Source organism: Rahnella sp. EDr1-12 (assembly GCF_049206505.1).
Taxonomy (GTDB): domain Bacteria; phylum Pseudomonadota; class Gammaproteobacteria; order Enterobacterales; family Enterobacteriaceae; genus Rahnella; species Rahnella rivi.
On record NZ_JBLZNY010000011.1, the window covers coordinates 1 to 13,547 of the forward strand.

The 13,547-nt window shown below is 51.3% G+C and carries 13 protein-coding genes and 1 other annotated feature; of the genes, 7 read left to right on the forward strand and 6 right to left on the reverse strand.

What is annotated here, in order from left to right:
• Nucleotides 1-267 precede the first annotated feature (267 nt).
• The 3 genes from clpB to rluD form a co-directional block, all read right to left on the reverse strand.
• Nucleotides 268-2,841 (reverse strand): ATP-dependent chaperone ClpB, encoded by a 2,574-nt coding sequence (gene clpB / locus ACO0U8_RS23360; RefSeq protein WP_421671732.1) that lies wholly within the window; start codon nucleotides 2,839-2,841, stop codon nucleotides 268-270.
• A 130-nt stretch (nucleotides 2,842-2,971) separates the two neighbouring features.
• Nucleotides 2,972-3,709, reverse strand: coding sequence for a purine nucleoside phosphorylase YfiH (gene yfiH, locus ACO0U8_RS23365; protein WP_390973178.1), 738 nt, complete (start codon nucleotides 3,707-3,709; stop codon nucleotides 2,972-2,974).
• Nucleotides 3,709-4,686 (reverse strand): 23S rRNA pseudouridine(1911/1915/1917) synthase RluD, encoded by a 978-nt coding sequence (rluD, locus tag ACO0U8_RS23370; protein ID WP_122096176.1) that lies wholly within the window; start codon nucleotides 4,684-4,686, stop codon nucleotides 3,709-3,711. Before rluD ends, yfiH begins: the two co-directional genes overlap by 1 nt.
• A gap of 130 nt (nucleotides 4,687-4,816) precedes the next feature.
• Here rluD and bamD point away from each other — a divergent pair, with 130 nt between their 5' ends.
• From bamD to pheA, 4 genes are all read left to right on the forward strand, one after another.
• Nucleotides 4,817-5,551: an outer membrane protein assembly factor BamD gene (bamD, locus tag ACO0U8_RS23375; protein WP_056772705.1), complete on the forward strand. Its 735-nt coding sequence runs from the start codon at nucleotides 4,817-4,819 to the stop codon at nucleotides 5,549-5,551.
• 314 nt (nucleotides 5,552-5,865) lie between these two features.
• Nucleotides 5,866-6,210 (forward strand): ribosome-associated translation inhibitor RaiA, encoded by a 345-nt coding sequence (gene raiA / locus ACO0U8_RS23380; protein ID WP_421671733.1) that lies wholly within the window; start codon nucleotides 5,866-5,868, stop codon nucleotides 6,208-6,210.
• A 133-nt stretch (nucleotides 6,211-6,343) separates the two neighbouring features.
• Nucleotides 6,344-6,468 (forward strand) — a sequence feature (Phe leader region).
• Entirely contained in the window at nucleotides 6,345-6,392 is a 48-nt protein-coding gene (locus ACO0U8_RS23385; protein WP_369794779.1) for a hypothetical protein, read from the forward strand. It overlaps the preceding feature by 48 nt.
• Before the next feature lie 53 nt (nucleotides 6,469-6,521).
• Nucleotides 6,522-7,676, forward strand: coding sequence for a bifunctional chorismate mutase/prephenate dehydratase (gene pheA / locus ACO0U8_RS23390; RefSeq protein WP_056772712.1), 1,155 nt, complete (start codon nucleotides 6,522-6,524; stop codon nucleotides 7,674-7,676).
• A gap of 60 nt (nucleotides 7,677-7,736) precedes the next feature.
• Here pheA and tyrA read toward each other — a convergent pair whose 3' ends face one another.
• The 3 genes from tyrA to ACO0U8_RS23405 form a co-directional block, all read right to left on the reverse strand.
• Entirely contained in the window at nucleotides 7,737-8,858 is a 1,122-nt protein-coding gene (gene tyrA / locus ACO0U8_RS23395) for a bifunctional chorismate mutase/prephenate dehydrogenase (RefSeq protein WP_136376212.1), read from the reverse strand.
• Nucleotides 8,859-8,864: 6 nt separating this feature from the next.
• Nucleotides 8,865-9,941: a 3-deoxy-7-phosphoheptulonate synthase gene (locus ACO0U8_RS23400; RefSeq protein WP_056772717.1), complete on the reverse strand. Its 1,077-nt coding sequence runs from the start codon at nucleotides 9,939-9,941 to the stop codon at nucleotides 8,865-8,867.
• A 294-nt stretch (nucleotides 9,942-10,235) separates the two neighbouring features.
• Nucleotides 10,236-10,826, reverse strand: coding sequence for a phage repressor protein CI (locus ACO0U8_RS23405; RefSeq protein WP_421671734.1), 591 nt, complete (start codon nucleotides 10,824-10,826; stop codon nucleotides 10,236-10,238).
• Between the two features lie 169 nt (nucleotides 10,827-10,995).
• On the opposite strand from ACO0U8_RS23405, the gene ACO0U8_RS23410 reads away from it, so the two are divergent.
• The 3 genes from ACO0U8_RS23410 to ACO0U8_RS23420 all read left to right on the forward strand — a co-directional run bounded on the left by ACO0U8_RS23410 (nucleotide 10,996) and on the right by ACO0U8_RS23420 (nucleotide 13,526).
• Nucleotides 10,996-11,271 carry a DUF5347 family protein gene (locus ACO0U8_RS23410; RefSeq protein WP_421671735.1) on the forward strand — a complete coding sequence of 92 codons (276 nt, stop codon included), beginning with the start codon at nucleotides 10,996-10,998 and terminating at the stop codon, nucleotides 11,269-11,271.
• Entirely contained in the window at nucleotides 11,271-11,492 is a 222-nt protein-coding gene (locus ACO0U8_RS23415; RefSeq protein ID WP_072158067.1) for a TraR/DksA C4-type zinc finger protein, read from the forward strand. The genes ACO0U8_RS23410 and ACO0U8_RS23415 overlap by 1 nt, the downstream gene beginning before the upstream one ends.
• A 204-nt stretch (nucleotides 11,493-11,696) precedes the next feature.
• The gene (locus tag ACO0U8_RS23420) at nucleotides 11,697-13,526 is read left to right on the forward strand and encodes a replication endonuclease (RefSeq protein ID WP_421671736.1); all 1,830 of its coding nucleotides are present in this window, start codon (nucleotides 11,697-11,699) and stop codon (nucleotides 13,524-13,526) included.
• Nucleotides 13,527-13,547: the final 21 nt, after the last annotated feature.

A 13,547-nucleotide genomic window follows, 5' to 3' on the forward strand; every position in this document is an offset into this window, starting at 1 on the left:
GCTTTCCTCATTCAGTGTCAACCGTTTATTTCATCCGGTCATCACTGTTTTTAATCTTTCCGACCCGGTTACTTCGTGATGTTGTTCACGTTGTTCCCTGTCGATGGAGCGGCATTATAGGGAGTTCTGAGCAGGCCGCAAGGGTTTATTGAAAATACTTTTCCGACCGTTCACAAATAAAGCAAATGGATTAATAACGTTCAAAATACGCATAAAAAACGGGCTCCAAATTACTTTGGAGCCCGTTTTGACCTCTATAGCCTTCGATTACTGCCTTGCGACGATATGATCATTTTCCACATCAACAACAATTGGCTTACCTGGAATCAGCTTACCCGACAAGATTTGCTGGGCAAGCGGGTTCTCAATTTGCTGCTGGATGGCACGTTTCAATGGGCGTGCACCGTAAACCGGATCAAATCCGGTATTCCCGAGCAACTCCAGGGCCGCATCTGTCAGCGTTGCTGAGTAGCCGTGTTCTTCGAGACGTTTGTACAAACGCTCCAGCTGAATTTTCGCGATATTTTTGATATGCGCATGAGCCAGCGGATGGAATACCACGACTTCATCTATACGGTTGATGAATTCCGGACGGAAGTTGTGAGTGACAACCTCCATTACCGACTCTTTCATCTGCGCATAGGTGGCCTCACCAAAGTGCTGCTGAATGATGTCAGAACCCAGGTTAGAGGTCATGATCACAACGGTATTACGGAAATCGACCGTTCTGCCCTGTCCGTCAGTTAAACGTCCGTCATCCAGCACCTGTAATAAGATGTTGAACACATCCGGATGCGCCTTCTCTACTTCATCTAATAAGATGACAGAGTAAGGACGACGACGAACCGCTTCAGTCAGGTAACCCCCTTCCTCATAACCGACATAACCCGGAGGCGCACCGACCAGACGTGAAACGGAGTGTTTCTCCATAAACTCTGACATATCGATGCGGACCATCGCGTCATCACTGTTAAACAGGAATGTCGCCAGCGCTTTACACAACTCTGTTTTACCCACACCGGTCGGACCGAGGAACAGGAATGACCCGATCGGACGGTTTGGATCCGACAAACCTGCGCGGCTACGACGGATAGCATTCGATACCGCTTCAACCGCTTCGTTCTGACCGATCACCCGGCTGTGCAGTTCCGCTTCCATACGCAGCAGTTTTTCGCGTTCACCTTCCAGCATCCGGGCGACAGGGATCCCTGTCCAGCGCGCCAGCACGTCCGCAATTTCCACATCAGTGACGCGGTTACGCAGTAGCTTCATGGTTTTGCCTTCGGCCTGAGTCGCTGCAGCCAGCTGTTTTTCCAGCTCAGGTATTTTGCCGTACTGCAATTCAGACATCCGACCCAAATCGCCAACACGGCGTGCCTGCTCAAGCGTGATCTTAGCCTGCTCCAGCTCAGCTTTAATATTCTGCGTCCCCGTCAATGAGGCTTTCTCAGCTTTCCACTCTTCTTCCAGCTCAGAGTATTCACGCTCTTTCTGGTTAAGCTCCGTTTCCAGCATCTCCAGGCGTTTCACACTGGCATCATCAGACTCTTTCTTCAGCGCCTGTTGTTCCAGCTTGAGCTGAATAATACGGCGCTCGAGTCGGTCCAGAGACTCTGGCTTTGAGTCCATCTGCATACGGATGCTGGATGCAGCCTCATCTATAAGGTCAATGGCTTTATCGGGCAACTGACGATCCGAAATGTAGCGATGCGAAAGCGTAGCCGCCGCGACAATTGCCGGGTCAGTAATCTGAACATGGTGATGCAACTCATAGCGTTCTTTCAGACCACGTAAAATAGCGATGGTGTCTTCAACAGAAGGCTCGGCAACAAACACTTTCTGGAAACGACGCTCTAACGCCGCGTCCTTCTCTATATACTGACGATATTCATTTAAGGTTGTCGCACCGACGCAGTGAAGTTCACCGCGCGCCAGCGCAGGTTTGAGCATGTTGCCGGCATCCATCGCACCGTCGGCTTTACCTGCGCCTACCATCGTGTGCAATTCATCGATGAACAGAATGACGTTACCTTCCTGTTTTGCCAGATCGCTCAACAGGCCTTTCAGACGTTCTTCGAATTCACCGCGATATTTCGCCCCGGCCACCAGCGCACCCATGTCTAATGACAGTACGCGTTTGTTTTTCAGCCCTTCAGGCACTTCACCATTAATGATGCGCTGCGCCAGACCTTCGGCAATCGCCGTTTTACCTACACCCGGCTCACCAATCAGAACCGGGTTATTTTTGGTACGACGCTGAAGGACCTGAATGGTCCGGCGAATTTCTTCATCACGACCGATGACCGGATCCAGTTTGCCTTGCTCGGCACGTTCGGTCAGATCGATAGTGAATTTTTTCAATGCCTGACGTTGGTCTTCGGCATTCTGATCATCCACTTTCTCACCCCCACGCATTTGATCGATAGCCGCAGTCATTTTCTCGGCCGTTGCGCCGCAAGCTTTTAACATGTCTGTTAATGAGCCGCGGTCTTTCATAACAGCCAGAACAAACAGTTCTGACGAAATAAACGTATCGGCACGTTGCTGTGCCAATTTGTCACAAAGGTTTAAAACACGTACCAGTTCATGCGAGGGCTGAACATCCCCGCCGGTACCTTCAACTTGCGGCAAACGCCCCAAAGCCTGATCAACCTCCGTGCGCAGTTTCTGGGTATCAACCCCAGCAGCTGTTAATAAAGGGCGCACGGTTCCGCCTTCCTGCGTGAGCAAAGCGCTCATCAGGTGGACAGGTTCGATAAATTGATTGTCGCGCCCGAGCGCGAGAGACTGAGCATCCGCGAGGGCAAGCTGGAATTTACTTGTAAGACGATCCAGACGCATAACACCTCCAATACTGAACAAAATTGCTACTGGAGAATAGATGAGGTCAACCCTGACGTTTTCAAGGTTATCTTGTCAGTATATTAATGGGACTATCGGGATGGGTGGTGAAGGGTACTGATTTAAAGGGTTATACCCGCCAAATCAGACTGGCCTGGCGTCCGGTGATCCCGTCACGCCGATAAGAGTAAAATTGGGTGTTGTCAGACACAGTGCAATACTCACCGCCGTAGATGGCGGTGACGCCCGCACTTTGCAAGCGCAGCCGTGCGAGTTGGTAAATGTCGGCCATGAATTTGGCACCTGCCGGTGTAAAAGCCGCTGATGCAGCAGAGTCTGCAGCAACAAAGGCTTCACGCACTTCGCCACCCACTTCAAAATGAGCAGGACCGATCGCCGGTCCCATCCATGCCATGATCTGTTCAGGTGCGGCTTCAAATTGCGCAACCGTGTTTTCCAGCACACCCGCACACAATCCGCGCCAGCCAGCATGTGCAGCCGCGACTTCATCACCCGAGCGGCTGCAAAACAGCACAGGCAAACAATCTGCCGTCATCGCAGCGCAAACTACGCCTGGTTCGCAAGTATAGGCAGCATCAGCAATAAGGGTGGGTAGTACGGGAGTGTGTGAAGTAAGACGAACAACATCGGTGCCATGTATCTGCTCCAGCCAGTGCGGTGCAGCAGGTAAACCGCCGAGCGCGATCAGGCGCTGCCGGTTGGCCGAGACGAACTCTGGCTCATCCCCGACATGGCTGCCGAGGTTGAGCGAACCGTAAGGAGGCAAACTGATGCCTCCTTCACGGGTTGTCGCACATGACCGAACCGAAGGGGGTTGCGGCCACTGAGGCAGAATAAGCGCACTCATTACCAGTTCATCTGATCCTTGAACTCTTCGGTATCCGCTTTCAGCGCCGTAATCAGGTCAACCATATCCTGAGGAAGTGGCGCATGCCATTCCATCTGAATACCGGTTACCGGATGGTAAAGGCGCAGCATTGTCGCGTGAAGAGCCTGACGATCGAATCCGCGCAGCATATTGATAAAGGACTCGGAAGCCCCTTTTGGCAAACGCGGACGGCCACCGTACAGCTGGTCACCCAGCAGAGGATGGTTGATGTGCGCCATATGCACACGGATCTGGTGAGTACGGCCAGATTCCAGACGCAAACGCAAACGCGTATGGGCGCGGAAATGTTCCATGATGCGATAGTGCGTAGTCGCCGGTTTGCCGGTTGGATGCACCGCCATATGCGTGCGTTTGGTGGAATGGCGCGCAATCGGCTCATTCACTGTGCCGCCTGCCGTCATTGTACCAATCGCCACGGCTTCATATTCACGGGTGATTTCGCGGGCCTGAAGAGCAACAACCAGGTGAGTTTGCGCAGGGACTGACTTCGCCACTACCATCAAACCGGTGGTATCTTTATCAAGACGGTGAACGATGCCGCAACGTGGAACATCTATAATCGCAGGGTAGTAATGCAGTAAAGCATTCAGTACCGTGCCGTCTGGATTCCCTGCGCCCGGATGAACAACCAGATCGCGGGGTTTATTGATGACTAAAATATCGTTATCTTCATAGACGATATCTAAAGGGATATCTTGTGGCAGCCAACGCGCTTCTTCTTCAATTTGCGCATCGATTGCGATAGCCTCGCCACCCAACACTTTTTCTTTTGGTTTGGTCACTTTTTTGCCATTGACCGTAACCCTGTCTTCAAGGATCCAATCTTTTATGCGAGATCTTGAATAATCAGGGAACAATTCGGCCAAAGCCTGATCTAACCGTTGACCGAGTTGAGATTCGGCCACCGTTGCGGTGAGTTGTACTTGTTGTGCCATATGCAGCTTCTTGGTTAACGTTGGGTTTTCACGGCGATGCCGTTTAAAATAATGTGCTATTGTAGCTGGTCTTTGTCGGGAGCTTAACGGACAGTCTCCCAGAATAACACCTGAGGATAATCAAAACGTCATGACGCGTGTGAAATATCTGGTGGCAGCAGCCACGTTGAGCCTGGCGCTGGTCGGTTGCTCCAGTTCCAAAGAAACGGTTCCCGATAACCCGCCTAACGTCCTTTATGCCACTGCCCAGCAAAAGCTGCAGGACGGTAACTTTAAAGGGGCGATTGCGCAATTAGAAGCGTTGGATAACCGCTATCCATTTGGACCTTACTCGCAGCAAGTTCAGTTAGATCTGATTTATGCCTATTACAAGTCTGCTGACTTGCCAATGGCTCAGGCCTCTATTGATCGCTTTATGCGTCTGAATCCAACCCATCCAAATATCGACTACGTCATGTATATGCGTGGTTTAACGGATATGGCGCTGGATGACAGTGCACTGCAAGGATTCTTCGGTGTTGATCGTTCTGACCGCGATCCGCAGCATGCACGCGCGGCATTCCGTGATTTCAGCCAGCTTATCCACGCATATCCAAACAGCCAGTACGCAACTGATGCGACTAAACGTTTGGTATTCCTGAAAGAGCGTCTGGCGAAATACGAGCTGTCAGTGGTGCAATACTACACTAAACGCGGTGCTTACGTCGCTGTCGTTAACCGTGTAGAGCAAATGCTGAAAGATTATCCGGATACTCAGGCAACGCACGACGCGCTGCCGTTGATGGAAAGTGCCTATCGCGAACTGCAGCTGAACAACCAGGCTGATAAAGTTGCGAAAATTATTGCCGCCAACAGCGCTGCATAATTTCAAATGTCCGAACACAAAAACGGTAGCTCTGGCTGCCGTTTTTTTTTGGGATTTTTTTAAGGCACGAACTGAAGGGATTAAAAAACAAGCAGAAAATGATGGGAGTGAAGATCAGGAAAGCGCACTGATCTTATCAATCATGCTTCATCCGCTGACAAGTCTCAAGACCTTTCCCGCCATTCATTACCCTGAGTCACAGAATCATCACCATTGACAAAAAGTGACAAAAAACCACGACACAGGGGACGCAATTCACAAAAAAGGCTGGTATGTTGGATTCATCGGAGACAGAAAGAAGAGAGGTAAATTATATGACAGTCAACATTACCAGCAAGCAAATGGACATCACTGCCGCTATTCGTGACCACATCGAAGGCCGTCTGAAAAAACTGGAAAAATGGCAAACTCAGTTAATTAACCCGCACATTGTTCTGTCGAAAGAACCACAGGGATTTGTCGCCGTTGCGACCATCAGTACGCCAAACGGCCAGCTGGTCGCCAGTGCGACCCACGATGATATGTATGCCGCGATTAACGAGATGACAGCCAAGCTTGAACGTCAGCTCAACAAAGCGCAGCACAAAGGTGAAGCCCGCCGTGCAGAGTCCGGTGTGAAGGAATTGAACCTTGAACCGGTGGAGGAAGAAGAGGAATAACCGGCTTAACAACGTGTCTGTGAACAACGCGCTCCTGGAGCGCGTTTTTTGTGTCCAAAGGAAATCTTATTGACACAGGGAAAACCCAGCGGTTACTTTAAGACTCTGCTCAAACTTATGGAAACAATGTATACATGAATACCCGTCTGTTTTTCTTCGCATTCTTTTTTACCTTCCCCTGATTGGGAGGCGTTTCGTCGCGAAAGAATGAATGCGAAGACGAACAATAAAGCCTCCTGAAAAGGGGGCTTTTTTTATGCCTGCGTTTTACACATTTTGCTGAAAGAAAGAACATCTAAAAGGGTAACAACATGACCGAGAACTCATTGCTGGCACTGCGCGAACGCATCAGCGCATTAGATCTGAAACTGCTGGCCCTGCTGGCAGAGCGACGCACAATGGCGATAGAAGTCGCGCAATCTAAAATGCACTCTCACCGCCCTATCCGCGATAAAGAACGTGAAGCAGAACTGATTAACACTCTGATTCAGGAAGGAAAAAAACAAGGGCTGGACGGACATTACATCACCCGCGTTTATCAGCTGATCATTGAAGATTCTGTGCTGACGCAGCAGGCGCTATTGCAGCAACATCTGAATAAAACCCCTTCTGATTCCGCCCGTGTTGCCTTCCTCGGCCCTAAAGGATCCTACTCCCATCTTGCAGCGCGTCAGTTCGCCGCCCGCCATTTCGATCAATTCATCGAATGTGGCTGCCAGAAATTCCAGGATATCTTCTCTCAGGTCGAAACCGGCCAGGCCGATTACGCCGTGTTGCCGATCGAAAACACCAGTTCCGGCTCAATCAACGACGTTTACGATTTGCTGCAACACACCAGCCTTTCGATTGTGGGTGAACTCACTAACCCAATCAATCACTGCGTGCTGGTAGCGACCGACACTGACTTGTCGCAAATCCAGACCGTTTACAGCCATCCGCAGCCGTTCCAGCAATGCAGCCAGTTCATTAACCGCTTCCCGCACTGGAAAATTGAATATTGCGAAAGCACTGCAGCGGCAATGGAAAAAGTGGCGGCCGCCAATTCTCCACACGTTGCCGCGCTCGGCAGCGAAGCGGGTGGTGCGTTGTATCAGTTACAGGTTCTGGAACATAACCTGGCTAATCAGCAGGAAAATATTACCCGATTCATCGTGCTGGCCCGCAAAGCGATTGAAGTGACAGATCAGGTTCCGGCCAAAACCACGCTCATCATGGCGACCGGGCAACAGGCGGGTGCGCTGGTGAACGCGCTGCTGGTGCTGCGTGAACAAGGCATCATCATGACCAAGCTGGAGTCACGTCCGATCAATGGCAATCCGTGGGAAGAGATGTTTTACATTGATGTGCAGGCCAACCTGCGTTCAGACGAGATGAAAAAAGCGCTGAAGGATCTGGCACCGATCACCCGCTCGTTGAAAGTGCTCGGCTGTTATCCAAGCGAAAACGTCGTCTCCGTCGATCTGTAATTACGCAAATAAAAAGGGCGCTGCACGGATGCAACGCCCTTTTCTTTCATCATGGATAACTTACTTGCGGTTGTCGTTTGCTTGTCTCAGCAATGCGCCACTTTCCTTGAGGAAACGCGGGGCATAATCGCCAAACCAGTTTTCAACCTTTCTGAATTTATCGATAAATGCTTGTTTATCGCCATTTTCCAGCAACGCTAACGCATCACCAAAACGCTGGTAGTAACGTTTTATCAGCGCCAGATTGCTTTCTGACGACATAATAATATCCGCATACAGTTGCGGATCCTGCGCAAACAGCCTTCCGACCATGGCCAGTTCAAGACGATAAATCGGCGAAGACAGCGCCAGCAACTGCTCAATCTGAACATTCTCTTCGGAAAGATGCAGGCCGTACGCAAAGGTCGCAAAGTGCCGTAATGCCTGAATAAAGGCCATGTTCTGATCGTGTTCGACGGCGCTTATCTTGTGCAAACGCGCGCCCCAAACCTGCAACTGCTCCAGTAACCACTGGTACGCCTGCGGTTCGCGACCATCGCAATACACGACAACCTGTTTTGCCAGACTGCTGACATCCGGGCCGAACATCGGATGCAGGCCCAGCACCGGGCCTTCGTGCACCGCCAGCATCGCCTGTAACGGACGATTTTTCACTGATGCCAGATCCACCAGAATACAGTCATCAGGCAACTTCGGCAGACGGGCAATGACCTGTTCCGTCAAATGGATCGGCACACTGACAATCACCATACCGGCATCGGCAAGCAGCGTGTCTGCCTGCGGCCAGTCTTCCTGCTCAAGGATTTTGACCTGATAACCCGACAACTCCAGCAACCGGGTAAATAACCGCCCCATCTGACCGCCACCGCCGATAATCACCACCGGGCGCAGTTCAGGATGCAGCGTTTTAAAACCTTTGTCGTTTTCGCTTGAGTAGGACTCACGCATCACACGGCGCAATACATCTTCGATCAGATCGGGCGGAACGCCCAGGTTCTGCGCCTCCTGACGACGTGAAGCCAGCATCGCTGCTTCACGTTCAGGCACATAGATCGGCAAACCATAACGGCTTTTGACTTCCCCGACTTCTGCCACCAGCGCCAGACGCCGTGATAAGAGATCCAACAACGCTTTATCTACGTCGTCGATCTGATCGCGCAACGCGTTAAGTTCTGCCACCATAAAAACTTACTCTCCTGCGATTCGTGCCGCCAGCGCGTCGCCCAGTTCCTGATGCATGGTACGCAGCAGGGTTTCCGTGGTTTCCCAGTTAATGCAGGCGTCCGTGACAGACACGCCGTATTTCATTTCTGAGCGCGGTTGTTCAGACGACTGGCTGCCTTCATTGAGATGGCTTTCCAGCATCAGTCCCGTAATAGAGCGGTTGCCTGCTTTAATCTGATCAATCACTGACTGAGCCACAACAGGCTGACGACGATAGTCTTTGTTTGAGTTGCCGTGACTGCAATCTATCATCAAGGAAGGATGGAGTCCCGCGTCGCTCATCTGTTTTTCACAAGCCTTAACGTCCTGCTCGCTGTAGTTTGGCGTCTTACCACCGCGCAAAATCACATGCCCATCAGGGTTACCCTGCGTTTGCAGCAGACAAACCTGCCCGGCCTGATTGATCCCCACAAAACGGTGCGCCATTTCTGCCGCACGCATAGCGTTAATCGCCGTACCCAGGCTGCCGTCAGTGCCATTTTTGAAACCTACCGGCATGGATAAACCCGATGCCATTTCACGGTGGGTCTGAGATTCCGTGGTACGCGCACCAATTGCCGACCAGCTGAACAGGTCGCCTAAGTATTGCGGGCTGTTAGGATCCAGTGCTTCAGTCGCCAGCGGCAAGCCCATGCCGACCAGTTGCAGCAGCAGGTTACGCGCAATGTGCAAACCCGCTTCCACATCAAAAGTGCCGTCCATGTGCGGATCGTTGATAAGCCCTTTCCAGCCCACGGTGGTACGCGGTTTTTCGAAGTAAACGCGCATCACGATGTACAGGCGATCGCTTAATTCAGCCGCAAGCGTTTTCAGATGGCGCGCATAGTCCAGCGCAGCATCCAGATCGTGAATAGAGCATGGGCCACAGACCACCAGCAGTCGAGGATCACGACCATGCACGATATCCGCGATAGTTTTACGGGCTTCTGCAATGCTGGTTTCATCACTCACGCTCAACGGAAAACGGTTTTTCAGCTCTTCCGGCGTGATAAGAATTTGTTCAGCAGTGATATGGACATTATTCAGGGCATCTTTTTGCATGATAGTGATTCGCTATTCAGGAAAATGGGCAGCCACTCAGGCATCTGCGGACAACATTAACACAGCGCGTAAAGTTATCAAGCCTTAGTTGTAAACTTAATATTACCAATTGCCGGATATAAAACACAAAGTGGAAATTTAAGTTTACATTATGTCGGTTGCTGACGAAGAGAGTGTACCGCCAGCATTACATGGCATTATTGCTTAACAGGGAAGTCACAACGAATGAGAGTAAAAAGAGAAGGATGGTGGCGGGGAATAACGCCGGCCACCTGGGGCAGCCGGGAGAAACGATTACAGGTTACGATCCAGAGTGATAAAGACCTGTCCAAGCGCAGAGACGTCATCAACGCTGCACTCAAAATGGCTGTCCTGACGCGTGACTTTCAGGCGGTTGCCGGGAATTCGCGCCACGTCATAAACGTCAACATCACCGTCGATATCCAGCAACCAGCGGCCATTGCCCGGATGGGTGCTGCCCATATCGATAATCCACGAGTCGTTGCCTTTAACAATATAAGCCGGCTCAGCCAGTGAATCGTCCAGCAAGGAAGAGTCGACGGTCCACAGACCTTCATCCTCCAGCGCCCCGCCTCGCAATCTCAACTTTCTAAGCTGCCGGACACCTTGCGTTGCCCCGGTTCCTGTAACGGCGGGATCCTGCATCGTGCCCTTACCCGTCGCCAGCCAGCGCAACGAAACACCCGTATCCAGCGCACAGGCCACGACCACATCACCGGGGAAATAATCTCTTCTCACCCAGGTACTTATCGTACCAGACGACAAACCATACAGATCACCCAACTCTTTCTGCATGCTAAAGCCATACGCCTGAAGCATGCGCGACAGTACGGCTTTTCCTCCTTCGAGTTCATCTAATTGCATCTGGCGAAAACCCCTGGACTTGTAAATACCAACTTGACAACTCGCAAATGCAAGTTTAGATTGTTTATGTAATATACCGAACCCCGTCATGATACCAAATTTACGGCGTGGGGGGAGGATCAGTAAGAAATCTCGCCATAACGTTAAAGACAGTCAATGAGGAGTCGCGATGTTTTTAGGAACAGAGCAACAGCGCCAGACGGGCTTACGTCACATTGCCCATCTGAAAGACACCCATTTCTCTGACAAGAGAAATAAGGTCGAAAACATATTTGATAATGCCCCTGATAAATGGAAAACCACATTGTGTTTTCATGCCGGCCTTAAACGCCGCCATGTTCATCTTCCGTATGGCGATATGACGTCCGATGAACAATTAAAAATAATTCAGGCTTTATTATCACTACGTCATTTTTCATCATTATTAAGAGGAGATTTTTACTGATGGCAGACTGGATAGATGAATCACAAGAACACCAGCTCAGGTTACTGGAAGAACAGATTGCAAAGGTAACCCAAACACGGCACAGCGCATCAGCCCTCTTTTGTGAAGACTGTGACACGGCCATCCCGGAACAGCGGCGAAGCGCAATTTACGGTGTCCGGCGTTGTATTGAATGTCAGGAAATTAATGAAATTAAAAGCAGGAATTACCGCCCGATATAATTAATTCATCGTCTGTTATTTCAATAAAGTTTTATCCTGAAATATTAACTTTCGGGAGCGGCATTCTATTACTTTTATGACGGAATTAACGCCATGCCTGATAATATAAGAGCAAGGATTTCCCCTGCCTCACCTCCAGCCATTAATGACACAACGGATAAACCCTTTCAGGGTTTATGGTGGTGGAATGCGCCGCGACCGGCGATGACGTGCCCTCTCGAAAAACCGCTGACACGGGATTTCTGCCAGCGCCAGCAGGCTGCACTTTCACTTATCGCCACCCTGCCGCGCTGCCTGCGCACGCCCTTACAGCAGCGTTATCAGTTTTTGCTTAACACCAAAGGCGTCCGTCCGGCCTTTCACTTTCTGATGACGGTGTTCATGCAGCGTCTCTGGCCACGCATACAGCGGGTTAACGAACGCCATCAGTATTCGCGATACATCTCGCAAAAGCATCTTGTCGCAGAAGAGACGTTAAACCGTTTACCTGATTTGAATGACAACAGCCTGAAACGTCTGGCGAATCAGCTGGCGATTGCCATGCAGGATGCCTGTGAGTACCAGTGTGAAAAGTGGCTGAAAAGCCACCGCGCAGAACCGGACACTCTGCTGAGAGACAGCACACAAAATGAAATTTATGGTCACCTTGCCGCTATGGCGCGCGCCTGTCGCGTTCAGCCGCTTTACTGGCGCGCCTTTAAAAATGGCCGGTTAACAGCCCATACCGCCGTCGCCAGCATGTTACGTCTGGTCAGCGGCGACTGGTGGGAGAAACAATTACGTGCACAGCAGCGTCTTTGGCGGGAAGCCCTGATGATTGCCTGTGGTTACGTGAGCCGTGCAACGTCGCCTTACGCCAGCAAAAATGCCATTCGCGATGTGGTATCACGTCGTCTGTCGGCGCTGAATTATCTTCGGCAGTGCGATATCGAAAATATCCAGTCTGGAGAAAAGCTGAGTCTGCTGGACACGGTTTTAGCCAGTATTTCCAATCCAAAACTGCGCCGCATGGAGCTCATGACCCTGATTGCCGGCGTCGAAGACGTTGCGGATCAGCAACAGGATCGCGGGCTGTTCATTACCCTGACCACGCCTTCAAAATATCATCCGATGAAAACCACCGGCCCGCACTCTGCCCCGCAGTTTAACCATAAATGGGATGCGCAGGCGTTTACGCCGAAAGATGCGCAGCGTTATCTGGTCGCTGTCTGGGCGAAAATCCGCACCACGTTCAAAGACCGAAATCTGAAGGTCTACGGCGTACGGGTCGTGGAACCCCATCACGACGGCACGCCGCACTGGCACATGATGCTGTTTACGCCACCGGCGCAGCAGCAAAAAGTCATCGACGTCATGCGCAAATACGCCCTTGAGGAAGACGCGCAGGAGCCTGGTGCCGACGTGTCGCGTTTCAATTGCAAGCCGCTTAACCGTGGAGGAGCGGCAGGATACATTGCCAAATATGTGGCTAAAAATATCGACGGTTACGCGCTGGAAGGTGAAACCGATTTTGATTCGGGTCGTCCGCTGACTGACGTCGCCACTTCCGTCACGGCCTGGGCATCCACATGGCGGATCCCGCAGTTTCACGCCATCGGGATCCCCTCCGTAGGCGCATACCGTGAGTGTCGCCGCATCCGCCATATCAGTCTTGCCTGCCAGTTTGATACGCGGGTCGAAGCCGTACGCTGCGCGGCTGATAGCGGCGACTATGCCGCTTACATTCATGCGCAGGGCGGCATTCATATCGGGCGAAAAGATCACACCGTACGGGTCGCCCGCCAGCAGACCGATGAACTGAATGTCTATGGCGAACCCCAAAATAAAGTCGTGGGTATCTACGCCCCGCATCTTGGTGCTTCGCACATTTTCCCTACTCACACGGAACGCTGGCGAATCGTCCGCCGCCGGTCCTCTTCACCTGAAAGATCACAGGCAATCCCGGCATTGTGCCCGCCTTGGAGTTCTGTCAATAACTGTGGATCGCTGGCTTCGCCCTTAAAGCTGTTATCTATACAAAATCCGAGCCAATAAAAATTAATCCATAAATTCAAT

What these genes read in the sequence shown, in the direction of transcription:
- tyrA (WP_136376212.1), bottom strand. Translation starts at nt 8,858, where the DNA reads ATGGTGGCAGAACTTAACGCGTTGCGCGATCAGATCGACGACGTAGAT.
- ACO0U8_RS23410 (WP_421671735.1), top strand. Translation starts at nt 10,996, where the DNA reads ATGTTTTTAGGAACAGAGCAACAGCGCCAGACGGGCTTACGTCACATT.
- yfiH (WP_390973178.1), bottom strand. Translation starts at nt 3,709, where the DNA reads ATGAGTGCGCTTATTCTGCCTCAGTGGCCGCAACCCCCTTCGGTTCGG.
- ACO0U8_RS23415 (WP_072158067.1), top strand. Translation starts at nt 11,271, where the DNA reads ATGGCAGACTGGATAGATGAATCACAAGAACACCAGCTCAGGTTACTG.
- pheA (WP_056772712.1), top strand. Translation starts at nt 6,522, where the DNA reads ATGACCGAGAACTCATTGCTGGCACTGCGCGAACGCATCAGCGCATTA.
- rluD (WP_122096176.1), bottom strand. Translation starts at nt 4,686, where the DNA reads ATGGCACAACAAGTACAACTCACCGCAACGGTGGCCGAATCTCAACTC.
- bamD (WP_056772705.1), top strand. Translation starts at nt 4,817, where the DNA reads ATGACGCGTGTGAAATATCTGGTGGCAGCAGCCACGTTGAGCCTGGCG.
- ACO0U8_RS23405 (WP_421671734.1), bottom strand. Translation starts at nt 10,826, where the DNA reads ATGCAATTAGATGAACTCGAAGGAGGAAAAGCCGTACTGTCGCGCATG.
- ACO0U8_RS23400 (WP_056772717.1), bottom strand. Translation starts at nt 9,941, where the DNA reads ATGCAAAAAGATGCCCTGAATAATGTCCATATCACTGCTGAACAAATT.
- raiA (WP_421671733.1), top strand. Translation starts at nt 5,866, where the DNA reads ATGACAGTCAACATTACCAGCAAGCAAATGGACATCACTGCCGCTATT.
- clpB (WP_421671732.1), bottom strand. Translation starts at nt 2,841, where the DNA reads ATGCGTCTGGATCGTCTTACAAGTAAATTCCAGCTTGCCCTCGCGGAT.
- ACO0U8_RS23420 (WP_421671736.1), top strand. Translation starts at nt 11,697, where the DNA reads ATGACGTGCCCTCTCGAAAAACCGCTGACACGGGATTTCTGCCAGCGC.